The 13942-nt window shown below is 63.2% G+C and carries 12 protein-coding genes; 4 read left to right on the plus strand and 8 right to left on the minus strand.

The genetic code is table 11. From position 1 onward, the window contains the following. Positions 1–384: 384 nt before the first annotated feature. The 3 genes from KEM60_RS01500 to KEM60_RS01510 are packed head-to-tail and all read left to right on the plus strand — an operon-like array spanning position 385 to position 3361. Positions 385–924, plus strand: coding sequence for an adenylyltransferase/cytidyltransferase family protein (locus KEM60_RS01500; protein ID WP_255574118.1), 540 nt, complete (start codon positions 385–387; stop codon positions 922–924). Continuing rightward, positions 921–1955, plus strand: coding sequence for a dTDP-glucose 4,6-dehydratase (gene rfbB / locus KEM60_RS01505; RefSeq protein WP_219105722.1), 1035 nt, complete (start codon positions 921–923; stop codon positions 1953–1955). The genes KEM60_RS01500 and rfbB overlap by 4 nt, the downstream gene beginning before the upstream one ends. Continuing rightward, positions 1955–3361: a bifunctional dTDP-4-dehydrorhamnose 3,5-epimerase family protein/NAD(P)-dependent oxidoreductase gene (locus KEM60_RS01510; protein ID WP_219105723.1), complete on the plus strand. Its 1407-nt coding sequence runs from the start codon at positions 1955–1957 to the stop codon at positions 3359–3361. Before rfbB ends, KEM60_RS01510 begins: the two co-directional genes overlap by 1 nt. Before the next feature lie 36 nt (positions 3362–3397). Here the strand turns inward: KEM60_RS01510 and KEM60_RS01515 are convergent, their stop codons facing one another. The 4 genes from KEM60_RS01515 to KEM60_RS01530 all read right to left on the minus strand — a co-directional run bounded on the left by KEM60_RS01515 (position 3398) and on the right by KEM60_RS01530 (position 11140). After that, the gene (locus tag KEM60_RS01515) at positions 3398–5875 is read right to left on the minus strand and encodes a right-handed parallel beta-helix repeat-containing protein (RefSeq protein WP_219105724.1); all 2478 of its coding nucleotides are present in this window, start codon (positions 5873–5875) and stop codon (positions 3398–3400) included. Between the two features lie 60 nt (positions 5876–5935). Continuing rightward, positions 5936–7264 carry a hypothetical protein gene (locus KEM60_RS01520; protein WP_219105725.1) on the minus strand — a complete coding sequence of 443 codons (1329 nt, stop codon included), beginning with the start codon at positions 7262–7264 and terminating at the stop codon, positions 5936–5938. A 32-nt stretch (positions 7265–7296) separates the two neighbouring features. Continuing rightward, positions 7297–10593: a PKD domain-containing protein gene (locus tag KEM60_RS01525; RefSeq protein ID WP_219105726.1), complete on the minus strand. Its 3297-nt coding sequence runs from the start codon at positions 10591–10593 to the stop codon at positions 7297–7299. Positions 10594–10735: 142 nt separating this feature from the next. Beyond that, on the minus strand, positions 10736–11140 hold the full coding sequence (locus tag KEM60_RS01530) for a DUF4352 domain-containing protein (RefSeq protein WP_219105727.1): 405 nt from the start codon (positions 11138–11140) through the stop codon (positions 10736–10738). Between KEM60_RS01530 and KEM60_RS01535 the strand changes: the two genes are divergently transcribed. Next, the gene (locus tag KEM60_RS01535; RefSeq protein WP_219105728.1) at positions 11130–11372 is read left to right on the plus strand and encodes a hypothetical protein; all 243 of its coding nucleotides are present in this window, start codon (positions 11130–11132) and stop codon (positions 11370–11372) included. The two genes, KEM60_RS01530 and KEM60_RS01535, sit on opposite strands and share 11 nt — an antisense overlap. 523 nt (positions 11373–11895) lie before the next feature. On the opposite strand, the gene rplI is transcribed toward KEM60_RS01535, so the two are convergent. The 4 genes from rplI to rpsF all read right to left on the minus strand — a co-directional run bounded on the left by rplI (position 11896) and on the right by rpsF (position 13874). Continuing rightward, a complete protein-coding gene (gene rplI / locus KEM60_RS01540; RefSeq protein ID WP_219105729.1) occupies positions 11896–12339 on the minus strand; it encodes a 50S ribosomal protein L9 in 444 nt (147 codons plus the stop codon). 36 nt (positions 12340–12375) lie between these two features. Further along, positions 12376–12612 (minus strand): 30S ribosomal protein S18, encoded by a 237-nt coding sequence (rpsR, locus tag KEM60_RS01545; protein ID WP_006503798.1) that lies wholly within the window; start codon positions 12610–12612, stop codon positions 12376–12378. 219 nt (positions 12613–12831) lie between these two features. Next, positions 12832–13476, minus strand: a complete 645-nt coding sequence (locus KEM60_RS01550) for a single-stranded DNA-binding protein (protein ID WP_219105730.1) — start codon at positions 13474–13476, stop codon at positions 12832–12834. Positions 13477–13586: 110 nt separating this feature from the next. Next, positions 13587–13874 (minus strand): 30S ribosomal protein S6, encoded by a 288-nt coding sequence (gene rpsF / locus KEM60_RS01555; RefSeq protein ID WP_219105731.1) that lies wholly within the window; start codon positions 13872–13874, stop codon positions 13587–13589. Positions 13875–13942: the final 68 nt, after the last annotated feature.

A 13942-nucleotide genomic window follows, 5' to 3' on the forward strand; every position in this document is an offset into this window, starting at 1 on the left:
TGCGGGTCGTCGCACCTCCCCCAAAGCTGCTGCGCGAAGGTATCTGAACTCTCTTTGCTACGATACCTGAAATTGGACGACTGTTTCATAGGCGTTCACCCGGGGCGCGAAGCATCATGGTTGTGGGGGTTCTCCCCGACTACCCACGCGCCGCGGGTCTGACGAGGGGACTGCCATCATCACCAGTCGTCAAAAATCATCTTGATATGAGTACTGCGGCCTACTCGAGCGGCCGAGAGGGCAGACTCAGGGGAAGAAAGTCCGGGATCCAGGTGAGATACATCTGAATCCCCTCGGGGTGCCATTGCTGGGGAGGGGGGACGCCTCTGCGTGACGGTCAGGTGACCGTCAGTGCCGACGTCCCCGCAACAGAAATGAGGAAAAGTGGTCAAGGGGTACGTTTCGGGCGTTTTCGACATGTTTCACATCGGTCACCTGAATATCATTCTTCAGGCTCGTAAACACTGCGACCACCTCATCGTCGGGGTGGTCTCAGACGGGGTGGTAGAAAAAGTCAAATCAAAAACCCCGGTGATCCCCCTGGATGAACGGATGGCAATCGTCCAACACCTGGCTGCCGTGGACCAAGTCGTTGTCGACGACCACGCTGACAAGTTCGACTCGTGGCAGGAGTTCCGTTACGACGTCATCTTCAAGGGCGACGACTGGCAGCACACCCCCAAGGGAGACAAACTCGAAGCTGACCTGCGACAGGTCGGCGCGCGGGTGGAGTACTTCCCGTATACCCGGCACACGTCGAGCACCTTGCTGCGGGAGGTCCTCTCCAACCTGGCGACCACCCCCATCCAGCCGCTGCCCGACGATGACGACGAGACGTATGACGACCAGGCCGGACCAGCAACATGTGAGAAGTGCGGGGCCCACCTGCCCTCGCAGGACCAGACTGACAGGAGCCCAGCATGACTGACCTACGATCCATCCTGGTGACCGGTGGCGCCGGGTTCATCGGGGCCAATTTCGTGCGGCATGTCCTGGACCACACCGATGCGTCGGTGGTGGTGCTGGACAAACTCACCTACGCCGGGGATCGCCGTACCCTCGAAGGACTATCCCCGACGCGATGCCGCCTGGTTGTCGGTGACATTGCTGACGCAACCACCGTCGATGAGCAGGTGAGTGGCTGCGACGCGGTGGTGCATTTCGCGGCGGAATCCCATAACGATAATTCTTTGGCTGACCCGAGCCCGTTCGTGCAGACCAACGTGATCGGCACGTTCCAGTTGTTGGAGGCGGTACGTCGCCACGGGGTGCGTTTTCATCACGTGTCCACTGACGAGGTGTACGGCGACCTGGAGTTAGACGATCCGTCGCGGTTCACTGAGTCCACGCCGTATCGCCCGTCCAGTCCGTATTCAGCGACTAAGGCTGGGTCGGATCACCTGGTGCGGGCATGGACCCGATCGTTTGGGGTGCAGGCGACCATCAGCAACTGTTCTAACAATTACGGCCCCTATCAACATGTGGAGAAGTTCATTCCGCGACAGATCACCAATGTGATCGACGGGGTGCGTCCCCGGTTGTATGGCGCGGGAGCCAACGTGCGGGACTGGATCCACGTTGACGATCACAATGCTGCGGTGCTGCAGATCTTGACTCGCGGCCGCATCGGGCAGACCTACTTGATTGGCGCGGACGGAGAAAAAAACAACCGTGAAGTCGTCGAGATGATCCTCGACGTGATGGGTCAGCCTCGGGACGCCTACGACCTGGTCACTGATCGTGCTGGGCATGACTTGCGATATGCCATCGACGCGACCACGTTGCGCACTGAGCTGGGGTGGACTCCGCGCTACCAGGATTTTCGGGCTGGTCTCGCTGCGACTATCGACTGGTATCGCACCAATGAGGCGTGGTGGCGACCGCAAAAAGCCGCCACCGAACGTAAATACGCGGCTGCTGGTGAACGCCCCCTGAGCGGGGAGGGTGCGCGCTGATGCACCGGGAAGACACCACAATTCCTGGACTGTCCGTGTGGCGGCTACCAGTGCATGGCGACGCCCGGGGCTGGTTCAAAGAAAACTGGAACCGCGAACGCATGGTCGCTGCGGGACTTCCCGATTTTGGTCCGGTGCAGCAGAACGTGTCGTTCAATGACGGCCCAGTGACACGGGGGTTCCACGCCGAGCCGTGGGACAAGTTGGTGTCCGTCGCCACCGGGCGGGTGTATGGGGCCTGGGTGGATTTACGGGCCGGTGAGTCCTTCGGCCGGGTGGCCACGATGATGATTGATCCGGGTGTGGCGGTGTTCGTTCCGCGAGGGGTGGCCAACGCCTATCAGTCGCTTGATCCGGGGACGGCGTACGCCTACCTAGTCAACGACCATTGGAGCGCGCAAGCCACCGCGGAATACACCTTCGTGAACCTGGCCGACCCACAGGTGGGGGTGGCCTGGCCGATCCCGCTGGAGCAGACTGTCCTTTCCCCAGCTGACCAGGACCACCCGATGTTGTCGCAGATCACCCCCATCCCTCCGGCCCGGATCGTGGTGTTGGGCTCCTCAGGCCAACTCGGGCGAGCGCTGCAGGCAGCGGTGCCGCAGGCCACCTTTGTGGACCGGGCCACCTGTGACCTGGCCGATCCGCACAGCTTGGAGCAGTTGGACTGGCGGGGGGTGGGCACGGTGATCAACGCCGCGGCGTACACCGCTGTTGACGACGCCGAACAAGCAGAAGGTCGCCGTCGAGCGTGGGCGGTCAATGTGGACGGCGTACGTCGTCTGGCCGATCTGGCGCGGGATCGTCGACTGACGTTGGTGCATATTTCCTCGGACTATGTCTTCGACGGCACTGTCGAGGAGCACCTCGAAGACGAACCGGTGTGCCCCTTGGGGGTATATGGCGCCACCAAAGCAGCAGGAGAGGCGCTGGTAGCGCAGGTGCCTCGGCACTATCTGGTGCGCACCAGTTGGGTGGTTGGGCAGGGTCGCAACTTCGTCGCGACGATGATGTCGCTGGCTGGTCGGGGGGTCTCGCCCCTTGTGGTTGACGACCAATACGGTCGGCTCACCTTCGCTGATGACCTCGCCGCCGGGATCGTTCACCTCCTGCGCGAGAACGCCCCGTACGGCGTATATCACCTCACCAACTCCGGCCCGGTGACGAGCTGGGCGGAGGTCGCCGCACAGGTTTTCGCCTGGTGTGGACGCGACCCTGGAGACATCGGCCGAGTCAGTACCGCTGTCTATGGCAGCGGTAAAGATCTGGCGCCGCGGCCACAGCACAGCGCGTTGTCACTGGCGAAGATCACTGCGGCGGGGTTTAGCCCACCAGCAGCACCTGATCGCCTGAAGGCGTGGGTGCAGGAGCTCCAGACCGCAGCACGCGACGCGTCATCGAGCTAATGTCGACGACACGCCGCGTGCGGTGGGATGTCGGCGTCAGCGCACCGCGCCGACGACCCCGGTGAGCTTTTTACCCAGAAGTGCCGCAGTCACTGCGGCAGGCAACGGTTGGGCGATAGCGGTCAGTGCGGTGGTGCGGGCTGCGGCAGTGGTGCTGACGCTGTGCTTTTCCTGGCTACGGGCCGCCCGGAAATCCGCGAGCGTGGTGTAGACATACGGGTCGGTGCCACGACGCGCCCAGACAACTTGCCACCGTGGGGCGCCGTACGCGGGCACCTGGTAGATGTTGCCGTCGCTGGTGATGCGCAGTGCGTCCGCGTCGTACTTGTGCTCGTAGTTCTCCACCGCGAGAGTGGCATTCGCGCCGTGACCGGCTTGCAGGATGTTGTTGCCAATGGAGATGTCCCGCAGGATCCACGGCATCAACGGGTCAGGCAAGCCCATCCGCGGGTCGTGACCGGCGACGGACAGGTTGCTCGCTTCCCGCCAGTCTTGGACCAGGTTCAACGCCCGCTCGTTGTTGACGATGGTGTTGTTCCACACCGACACCTTGTCGCTGTTTTGGACCCGGATGCCCTCCTCCAGGTTGCCGGTGACGACGTTATCCGCGACGACCGCGCGGGAGGACAGTTCCACGATCAGACCGGTGCCCTCGTTGTCACGGATGTCGTTGCCCACGACGGTCATCTTCGCCACCGACTCGTCAAACCACAGACCGGGGCCGGGGTTGTTGACGAACTTACTGCCGCGCACCACGACGCCTTGGCTCTTGACGACTTTCATCGCCCCCGCAGCTGGTGCGAAGTTGAAGCGTTCGTCGTTGTTCTTCTCGAACAGGGAATCCGTGACGACCAAGTCGTCGGCTCGCCACCCGTTCAGGCCGGTCTCGCCATTACCACTGACCGTGATACGAGATAGCCGGGCGCCTCCGGCGTACACCCCCAGACCGGTGGTGGCATTGTCTTGAACGATCACATTTTCCATCTGCAAGCCGGTGCCGTAGCCCAGGATCGCGCCCATCTGCGGGACGGAGTTGGCATATCGACGCACCGCGATGCCACGCAAACTCACTTGGGGGGCTTGGATGTTCATCGCCGCGGTGAGGTCGCTGGCCTCAACGACCTTGCCTTGCGGATCTGATCCGAGATAGAGCTTGCCTGCGGCGTCGTCGACATAGAACGTGCCTGCTTTGACCTCAGCTCGGGAGCCGACCTGGCGTTGTTCGACACCGCCAATCCAGACCATGTCCGGGTGCGATGCCATCGGGTATTTCGGGTTGATGAACTGCCATCCAGGGGTGTCATTGTCAGGTGCGCCAGTGGTTTGGGTGGGGCTGTCATCGAAATTGGTGTACCAGCCGGTGGCCACCCACGCTGTCCCGTCCGCGCGCCAACCGCCGACGGCCCGTGACCCGTCAAACCAGGCTTTTTCGCCGGGGAAAGACTGGATGGTCACTGGCTTATTCGCCGGGATGGTGACGCTCTCGTGGTAAGCACCGCCGCGAAGCACGATCGTTCCTGACGCGCCGACTTTGCGCAGGGCCGCCGCCACCGTTTTCACCGGGGTGTCCTTGCCGCCGGCAGCGCTGTCGTTGCCTGCGGCCGCAGAGACGAAGACCGCACCTGCGGGAATCGAGTAGTTGGTGGACCCCAACGCTGCCGATCCTGCTGTCGCGGCTGGCTGGATCGCGGGCGGGCCCGACGGCGTTGACGGTTCCTGAGTCGCAGGTGGCGTCGTGGGTGGTACGGCGGGAGCCAAGGACGATGCAGTGACGTCGTCGAGCTGGACTGAGGTTTTGGCCCCCGAGCTGGACACGTAGGCACGCACCCCCATCCGACCAGGTTGGGTGACTCGATCTGCTGACGCATCGGTCGCATCGATCTGCCAGTCAGGAGCGGTGCTTCCGGCCCAAGCCTTAGCCCGCAATCGGACAGGATCCGTCCCGGTCACCGCCATCTCGACCCGGACCACCTGGCCAGGCTTCGCCGTCGCTGACAGGTCGCGATGCCCGACAACGGTCTCTGAAGAGCCATGAGCGCGCACAATCGTCAAGGCCAACCGCCCTGATTCGGGCATCACGACGACACTCGCCCGATAACGAGGACCGGTGGTCGACTGCACCCTGGCTTCGACGGCGGTGTAAACGCGCGTCGCCGGGACCACGTAGGACACCCCGCATGACATGTCTGCTGGCAGGGTGGCGTTGTGCAACAGGGTTGATGCGGTCGCCGGAGCCAAGCCATCGATCTGGCCGCGACCGCCGATGACCTGGACGGTCGCCGCGCTAGGCGCCGTCCAGGTTCCACCGTGATCGCTAGAACCCCAAGAACCAGAAACGGTGCGGGTGAAGCTGTCTTGGATCATCATCGTCGAGGACGTTGCCGCAGGTGAAGCAGCAAAAGCCGCACCTGAGCTGAGGCCGATCGTGGCGGGGACAGGAGTCAGGGCGCAACACACAGCCAGAGCTGTGGTGACACGGTGGGGGAAAAATGAGCGCAGGGAAGTATGGGACACGGAGAACTCCAAGAATGTGGGGAAGACGTGTGGGGCCGTCCCCGCACAGATCGTCAGAGATCACCCAGGGTTGAGCCGATCACCAGCCTCAGGCGACCTCCAGGACCTCAGTCCCCACAGCGGGGAGCGACTCACGCTGCCCCCCTCAGCCGCCAGTTCGTCACTCCCTCGGACCAGCTCAGCTGTCGCAGCACAAGCCATCCCCACCATCGCCCAGTAGAACACTTCGTATTGCGTAATGAAAGCGACACTGAATACCGCCGGAGTTTGAGCCAGCAATCCAGCCAACGGCGCAGAGTACCCGCAGCGCAGTATGGAGACGACGCCACCAGCCAGGAGAACGACCGCCAGGACCAGCGGCAACCACCCGTAGGTCAGCCCGGTCAGCAGGAAAGCGTTATCGATAGAGCGGAACTCACCGAAATACAAGGTGCCGGTCGGAGAGACATGCGCGGCCGGCGACGGACCGAACGGCACCAGGCCGTCCAACAGGCTCCACAACCGGTCCCGGTATTCGGCGCTGCCCTCCGCCTCGTCACCGGCCTGCTCGACCGTCGCGCTGATAAACGGCAAGGAGAGCGCTGCGAAGCCGACCACAGCGACGATGCCCATTTTCCGGGTACGTCGCTGCAGATGCCCACCGGGCAGGAACAACGTGAGCAGGATCCCCACCAGAGCAGTGATCTGCGAGAGCCTGCTAAAAGTGAGCACCAAGGTCACCCCCACCAGGAGTGAGATGGCCGCCTTGATCATCGGGCGCAGCCGAGAGCAGATCACTGCGGGCAAACACATCGCCAGGACACTGCCAAAAGCGATCGAATGCCCGAAGGCCCCTTCGACGCGCCAGAACCCGGCCCGGATCTGCTCTTCAGCCCACACCTTGTATAACCCGTTGCCGCGCCCCATCGGGAAGGAAAAAAAGATGTTGTGCGCCGTAAAAAATTCGACGAGGCCCAATACAGCAGCGACCCCGCAAGCCACAGCGAGCGCCGCGGACATGAACGCCGCTCCGGCCCGAACCCACAGGATTCGCGCGACTGCGTAGCCGAGCGCCCATTGCAGGATCGGGGTGGTGATGGCGCCGAGGGTGCCGGAGTTGAGGATCGCCGACAGGGTGCAGAGCAGGCAAAACAGCATCACCAGCAAGTCGTACCAGCGCAGAGGGACCCTAGGGCCAGGGCCGAAGTAGGCGAAAGGAAGGACGGCTAATCCGACGTATGTGGCCGGTGGTAGACCGATTCCCAGGGTGATGGTCGCCCAGACGGGGACGACGAAGAACGAGACCAGCCACAGTGTTGCCAGAATTTTGGGTCGGCCGCGGAGGAAAAACACCACCAATGGCAGGAGGGAGACTGCCAGGGCTGTCGTCGCTAAGCGATCGGGTGCCATGGTGTCTCCCTCCTGTCTCGGTGTTCAGCAGGTCACGGACGCACGGTCGTGACCTTCACATCATCGATCAACCAGCGCAGGATCGGAGTGGTCGCCGTGCCAGAAAGGTAGGTCTGTACGGCGATCCCGCCAGCTTTCTGCAGGCTGTCGGTGGTGTCCGTCGTTTCCACTGTCCAGGCGCTGGGCTCGGTCTCACCCGACACCCACATCTTCACCTTCACCTGGGTGGGAGCACTGCCAGTGACCTGCACTCGGATCTCGTAGTCGGTGCCTGCCTTGTGGGTCAGACCAGGAACCACTTGCAGCGCGGCCAAGTCAGTGTCGGCGCGAGCGACCCGTTTGATCGGAGCGATGCGGACGCTGCCGTTCTCGTGGATCCACAGCCGCGCGCCGTACCCGTCAGTGAAGGTGCCACGACCGATGATCTGCGAGAAGATGCCACCGCCGGTCGCTGCCTGATCGTAGGAGAAACGCATCCGCAGGTCGTTGTCCTTGCCGGTGTTGTCACCGAGTTGGGCTCCCACGGAGGTGCGTGGCGCGATGGACATCCCGCCTTTGTTTCCGTCGACCGAGTAGGACCCGGCACCGTTGTCGCGCACCCAGGCGCCACCGGTTTCGGCGTTACCCCAGCCACGCTCGAGAGTGCGGGTGAAGCTGTCAGCGAGCACCGGCGCTGCGGGATCGACGGGTGCGCTCGCTGTGACTGTCGACTGGGCGGTCGAGGTGGCGCCTTTGTCGTCGGTGACGGTGAGTTTGACGACGTAGCTGCCAGCAGCGGCATAAGTGTGGCTGCTCTGGGCGGTGTCGCTGCTTTGGGCCGGAGTGTTGTCGCCGAAGTCCCAGGAATAGGAGACGACCTTGCCGTCGACATCGGTGGATCCGGACGCATCCACGGCGACCTTGAGATGGTCGACGGTGGAGGTGAAGCTAGCCCGAGGCGGGGTGTTGGGCATCTGGGCGGCGCCGCCCTCGATGCCGAGTTTGGCGTGTCGGGCCACCTGCTCAGGAGACAAGGTCTTGCCGTAGACGGCAGCCTCATCGACGTCCCCGGCCAGCGCCCAGCGGCTGGGCCAGGTTTGTACGCCGGTGCGGTCCCCACCGATATACCAGCGTCCGGTGATGGCTCCTCCGGGACGGTAGTTGGGGTCTTTAGCGACCTCTTCACCGTTGGCATAGAGCACCAGGCCGTTGTCACCGGTGGTGGCGACCACATGCACCCAGGAGCCGTTGTTGTAGGTCTTGGTGGACTCCACTTGCGTGGTGGTGCCGTCGGGACGGACTCCCAGTCGACCGTCAGGGGTGAGGTAGAGGTGCCGGTCGTTGGTGACGACGGTGCGGTTCCACACGTCTTTCGTCTCAACACCTACGCCCATGAATCGCCCGCCCTTGGTGGAGGTGGTGCGGATCCACGCTTCCATGGTCGTGGCTCCGGCCATGTTCTCGACCGATTTGGCTTTGGCGTTGCCGTTGACGGAGCCGTCGACGGTCATCGCAGTGTTGGTGTCGTCCTTGAGCGCACCGGACGTCCCGGTGCGAACTCCGCTGCCGAAGACGGCGTCCACGCCGCCAGCGAGGTCAGCGGTGGAGCCAGCAGACTCGCCCAGGCGCCAATAGTGGCGGGCGCCGTCTTGGAGCACTGTGGTGGCGTAACCACTCAACGTGTTGCCAGCGCTCACAGTGACAGGCGCTGATGGTTTGCTCCAGATTTCCTGCCCGGTGCCATCGCTGACTTTCACCGAGTAGGTGTGATCTCCCGCAGGGGCGTTGACGTCGACAAGTTGGCCGTCGGGCAGCGTCCAAAAATTGGTGGTCATAGTGCTGGTGGCCACAGTGGTTTCTGCGTTGGTGCCCCGGTCACGGACCAGGTCGTAGCGCAACGTGGCGTTGTCGGGATCCCACGCTGAGGGGAACCGGGTGGTCACGACCGCTCCGCTTGCCGTGGCGACGGGGTCGTTGATCTGCCGCTTCGGGCGAGTCTGGAAGCTGGGAGCAGCGGTGGTGGTGGGCCGCAATGCAAACCGGGTCAGCCCCTGCTGCGGAACACCGTTGACCGTGGGGAACTCTCCACCGACGACGAGATAGTCCGCGTTGCCGTCGACTGTCCACGATGCCTGATACTGCCCCGTAGCTACCCCGATCCCCAGGTCGGGGTGGTAGTGCAGCAGGGCAGGTGCTTGCTGATCCGTGAAGTCGTACCCGTAGGCGTCTTTACGGGTGATAGGACGCGCCGAGGTGGTGCTCAGCGCAAGCATGTGCTCCCAGCGCTGACGTGGCGAGGTGTCTGGGAAGCCCTCGATGGCGCTGCAGTCATGCGCGTGGCTCGCGACGTACACCGCACCACCCAACGGTTTGGTGCTATAGGTGTCGCCGAGGCAATCACCGACCCAACGGAGTTTGCCGTCACCGATCTCAGCGGCGAAGGTGCCTTCCAGGTTGGCGACCTGGCCGTAGACGTATCCGCCGCCGTACACGGCCTGGCCGTCGGTGGACAGGTTGGTGATGGCAGAGCTGCCGCCGGAGACGAAGATCTTCCGGTTCATCGCCCAGGGCAGCAGCTCACCGGTCTCTGGGTGCAAGGCGGCCGTTCCGGAAGCGTCCTGACCACTGATCGTGGTGAAGGCGCCAGCAGCGATGACTTTCGATGCGTCCGGTACGACGAGCAGCGCCCAGACGTATCCGTTGTCAGCCTTGGGGTTCCAGTTGGTCATTGTCCCGTCAGAGGTACGGAACGATGCCAGACGTTTGCGGGCTTGCCCTTGAGCACCCTCGAAGGCACCACCGACGTACAGGGTGTCATTCGTCGCAGACAGCGCTTTGACCTGGCCGTTGACGTTGGGGTCGAAGCCCTCGACGAGTTGCCCACTGGCGACATCGAAGGCAGCGACGTGGCCACGGGGAATGCCGTCAACGGTGGTGAAGTCGCCACCGACGTAGAGGCGCTTACGGTCCGGAGACACCGAGAGCGCCAGACCCTGCGCGTTCAACTGATGGGAGAACGACGAGATACGTTCGCCGGTCCGGATGTCATAGGCCATCAGATGGGCCACATCGATTTCGCCAGCACCTCCGGCGTCGATGCCCGGCGGCCGTGCCTTGGTGAAGTTGCCGGTCACGTAGACGGTGTCTCCGACGACGACCTGTGCCCACACCACGCCGGTGATCTGCCAGGTGGGCAGGGCGACTGCACCGGCGGTAGCGGGAACCCCCTGAGGGGGTTGGGTCTCGGCCTGCGCTGCGCTGGCCGGCACCAACTGAGTCACCGCGGTGGTCAAGGCCACGACACTGGTAGCGCATGCCCACCGAAGCGAGCGACGGCGCAATTCACTCATGATGATTCCTTGCAGTGAGAAGTGGATATCGCAGGCTCAGGTGGCTCTGAGGGGTGGTCGGCACGGCTGAGCTTCCGTGCGGGCACAGGTGCATACGTCCGGTTAGCACCGGTGGTTGCACCGACGAGCGTGAATTCAGTGATCAGCTACGGCGCATCCCCCGGAACACGGCGGGCTGATGAGAACCGTCGATGTCAACGACGACTCGAACTTTGTCACCGGCGTCCGCGGGGACGACAAAGGTGTAGGTCGCTGTGGCGTGCGCACCGGGCTGGAGTTTGCCGGAGAAATCAACCGATGCAGCGTCGTACGAACCGGGAGCAATCCGCTCCGGGGAGCCGTAGCGCAGTGACACCACGACTGCTGACAGGTCAAGAGGTTTCGAGGAGGAGTTACGAACGACGACCTGGACGCTCAACAGCGGCGCGCCGGACATCACGCCAGGTCCCTGACCAGAGGCTTTGCTACGGGTCATTTTTTCGATGGCGATGGTGACTTTGTCTGAGTAGACCGCGTCATCAGCACTGGATTTTTCGGTGACGGGCAATCGCGATGCAGCACTGGCCCCAGGTCGAGACACCGGGGTGATCGTGGCGGCTGCACGGCGGTCAGGGGGCCTGTTGATGGGTGCGGTCCCTGCTGGTGGCTCGGGGATCGGAGACCGGCTCGGCCGGGATGTCGGCGCAGATACTCCGGTCGGAGTGTCCTTCGCTGTCGTCTCGGCGGAGCTACATCCGGCGATGGCACAGATGAGCAATCCGCACAGCACCGCCACTTGAGAGCGACTCTTCACAGATCTCCCCACTCTGCGCCAGGTGCGCCTGTTGTGCTTCCCCCTGGAGTCACCGCCCCCGCAGCAACTCAATCGGCCAGATATGGACGACCGCCCAAAACGATACACCTACTCGCCCACTCTGTTCAACGACTCATGCATCTTGAGACGCCCGTTCAAACCACGAGAAGACGCCACCAGAAAGCACCTGACCTGCGCTTTTCGCTATCACGAGCGAAATTCATTGGGATACTTTGTAATTCATTGGAGGGGAGATGATTGACGTGATGTCACGATTGCGACACGTACGGTATCCCCAAAAGACTCTCAGAAAATCCAAATACTCTGCCGCACAGGAAAATAGAGTGACATTCCTCCTGACGGCCTCCGCGACGCCAGGCCCCCACCCCTGATCTAGGGATGCGGTCGCACCCACATGCCGAAGGGCGCTGGCCGCCCCTGATGGGGAAACCAGCGCCCTTCGGCGTCTGCACCGATCACCTCATGATGGAGATGCGTGATGGAGACAGTCAGCCAGAGACGACCTGAAGCTTGACGGTCGCTTGCACCTCGGGGTGCAGCCGAACCGTGGCCTTGGCGTCACCGAGGGAACGGATCGGAGCTGCAAATTCGACGGTGCGCTTGTCGATGGACAGCCCGTCAGCGGCAGCCGCCTGAGCCACATCGGCCTGGGACACGGCACCGAACAGACGGCCGTTCGCCCCTGCACGTGCCGCGACCTTCAGGACGCGGGACTCCAACTGGCCCTTGAGGCCCTTGGCGTCGTCGAGGCTAGCAATCGCCCGGGTCTCACGAGCCTTACGGATCGAGTCAACCTGCTTCTGACCGCCACGGGTCCACGGGGTCGCCAGGCCGCGGGGCATCAGGTAGTTACGGCCGTAGCCGTCCTTGACCTCAACAATGTCGCCAGCAGCGCCAAGTCCGGTCACTTCATGCGTCAGGATGAGCTTCATCTGTGCACTCCTTCTCGTCGCGTCGTGTCGCCCGGCTCAGCGAGCCGAGCTCGAGTACGGCAGGAGCGCCATCTCGCGGGCGTTCTTCACGGCCTTCGCGATGAGACGCTGCTCCTGAACGGAGACACCGGTCACCCGACGCGCGCGGATCTTGCCGCGGTCAGAGATGAACTTGCGCAGCAGCGCCGTGTCCTTGTAGTCGATGTTTTCGATCTTGGCGACCTTCAGCGGGTTCGCCTTCTTCTTGGGCTTACGCACAACGGGCTTGGCCATCGTGGTGCTCTCCTTTGGAAGAGCCCGAGGATCCCCTCGGGATGGATGATGTCGTCGAGACCGTGACCGAAGCCACGGAGACCGTCACACGCCAACCCTGCTCAAAAGCATGAGCTTACGTGGAACGGTGAGGAAGTTGCGAGACAGTACCTGTCGCTCACCGCGACGCTCCTGACACTGGCGGGGTCGCACCCAGCGTCGGTCAGCAGCGACCGCTGATCAGAACGGGGGTTCGTCGTAGCTGGGTCCGTTGCCCCAGCCACCACCAGGATGGCCGCCGCCGGAGTGTCCTCCACCGTGCTGCCCTGGGGCGGGAGCTGGGGTATTAGCCGGGCCAGTGGCCCACGGATCGGACATGGGCTGCCCGCCGTAACCACCATTGCCACCCTGACCACCCGGGGCGCCGTAACCGCCCCCAGGACCGCCATAACCGCCGCCCTGAACCTGACCGGGACCACCAGGGCCACCGTTCGGGCCACCGAAACCGCCACCATTACCGCGCTGGGTTTTGGTGATCTTTGCCGAGGCATACCGCAACGAGGGGCCGACTTCGTCGACGTCCATCTCGATGACCGTACGTTTTTCCCCTTCTTTGGTCTCATAGGACCGGGACTTCAGCCGACCGGTGACGATCACCCGGGTGCCACGCACCAGCGACTCAGCCACATTTTCAGCGGCGTCACGCCAGATTGAGCAGCGCATGAACAGCGTTTCGCCGTCCTTCCACTCGTTGCTCTGCCGATCGAACGTCCGGGGAGTCGAAGCCACGGTGAAGTTGGCCACGGCCGCACCGGACGGCGTGAAGCGGAGCTCGGGGTCGGAGGTGAGATTGCCGATGATCGTCAGCGTGGTCTCGCCGGCCATGCGTTTCCCCTCGTCAAGGTCGCGTCCCCCAGGTCAGCATCGGAAAGTGCCGACCATGGTGACTGCAGGATGGTGCTGGGTGGATATCTCAGGTACCGCCGTCAGAGCGCTCAGGCGCTCGGACGAAGCAACTTGGTGCGCAGGATCATCTCGGACAGGCCGAGCTGGCGGTCCATCTCCTGGGCCGTCGCCGGCTCGCAGGTGAAGTTCACCACCGCGTAGATCCCCTCGGACTTCTTCTTGATGTCATAGGCCATACGACGGCGGCCCCAGACATCCAGGTTCTCGACGGTGCCGTTGTCGTTCTTGATGACGGCGAGGAACTTCTCCAGCGCGGTCGGGACCTGGCGGTCGTCGATCTCAGGGTCGACGATGATCATCATTTCGTACTGACGCATGCGAAACACCCACCTCCTCTGGTCTAGGCGGTCACGGTCTCTCCGTGACAGGAGGGTTGCAGCGTCGC

This window comes from Austwickia sp. TVS 96-490-7B (genome assembly GCF_019331795.1).
In the GTDB taxonomy this organism is placed as follows: domain Bacteria; phylum Actinomycetota; class Actinomycetes; order Actinomycetales; family Dermatophilaceae; genus Austwickia.

What these genes read in the sequence shown, in the direction of transcription:
- KEM60_RS01510 (WP_219105723.1), top strand. Translation starts at nt 1,955, where the DNA reads ATGCACCGGGAAGACACCACAATTCCTGGACTGTCCGTGTGGCGGCTA.
- KEM60_RS01525 (WP_219105726.1), bottom strand. Translation starts at nt 10,593, where the DNA reads ATGAGTGAATTGCGCCGTCGCTCGCTTCGGTGGGCATGCGCTACCAGT.
- KEM60_RS01550 (WP_219105730.1), bottom strand. Translation starts at nt 13,476, where the DNA reads ATGGCCGGCGAGACCACGCTGACGATCATCGGCAATCTCACCTCCGAC.
- rfbB (WP_219105722.1), top strand. Translation starts at nt 921, where the DNA reads ATGACTGACCTACGATCCATCCTGGTGACCGGTGGCGCCGGGTTCATC.
- KEM60_RS01520 (WP_219105725.1), bottom strand. Translation starts at nt 7,264, where the DNA reads ATGGCACCCGATCGCTTAGCGACGACAGCCCTGGCAGTCTCCCTCCTG.
- rpsR (WP_006503798.1), bottom strand. Translation starts at nt 12,612, where the DNA reads ATGGCCAAGCCCGTTGTGCGTAAGCCCAAGAAGAAGGCGAACCCGCTG.
- rplI (WP_219105729.1), bottom strand. Translation starts at nt 12,339, where the DNA reads ATGAAGCTCATCCTGACGCATGAAGTGACCGGACTTGGCGCTGCTGGC.
- rpsF (WP_219105731.1), bottom strand. Translation starts at nt 13,874, where the DNA reads ATGCGTCAGTACGAAATGATGATCATCGTCGACCCTGAGATCGACGAC.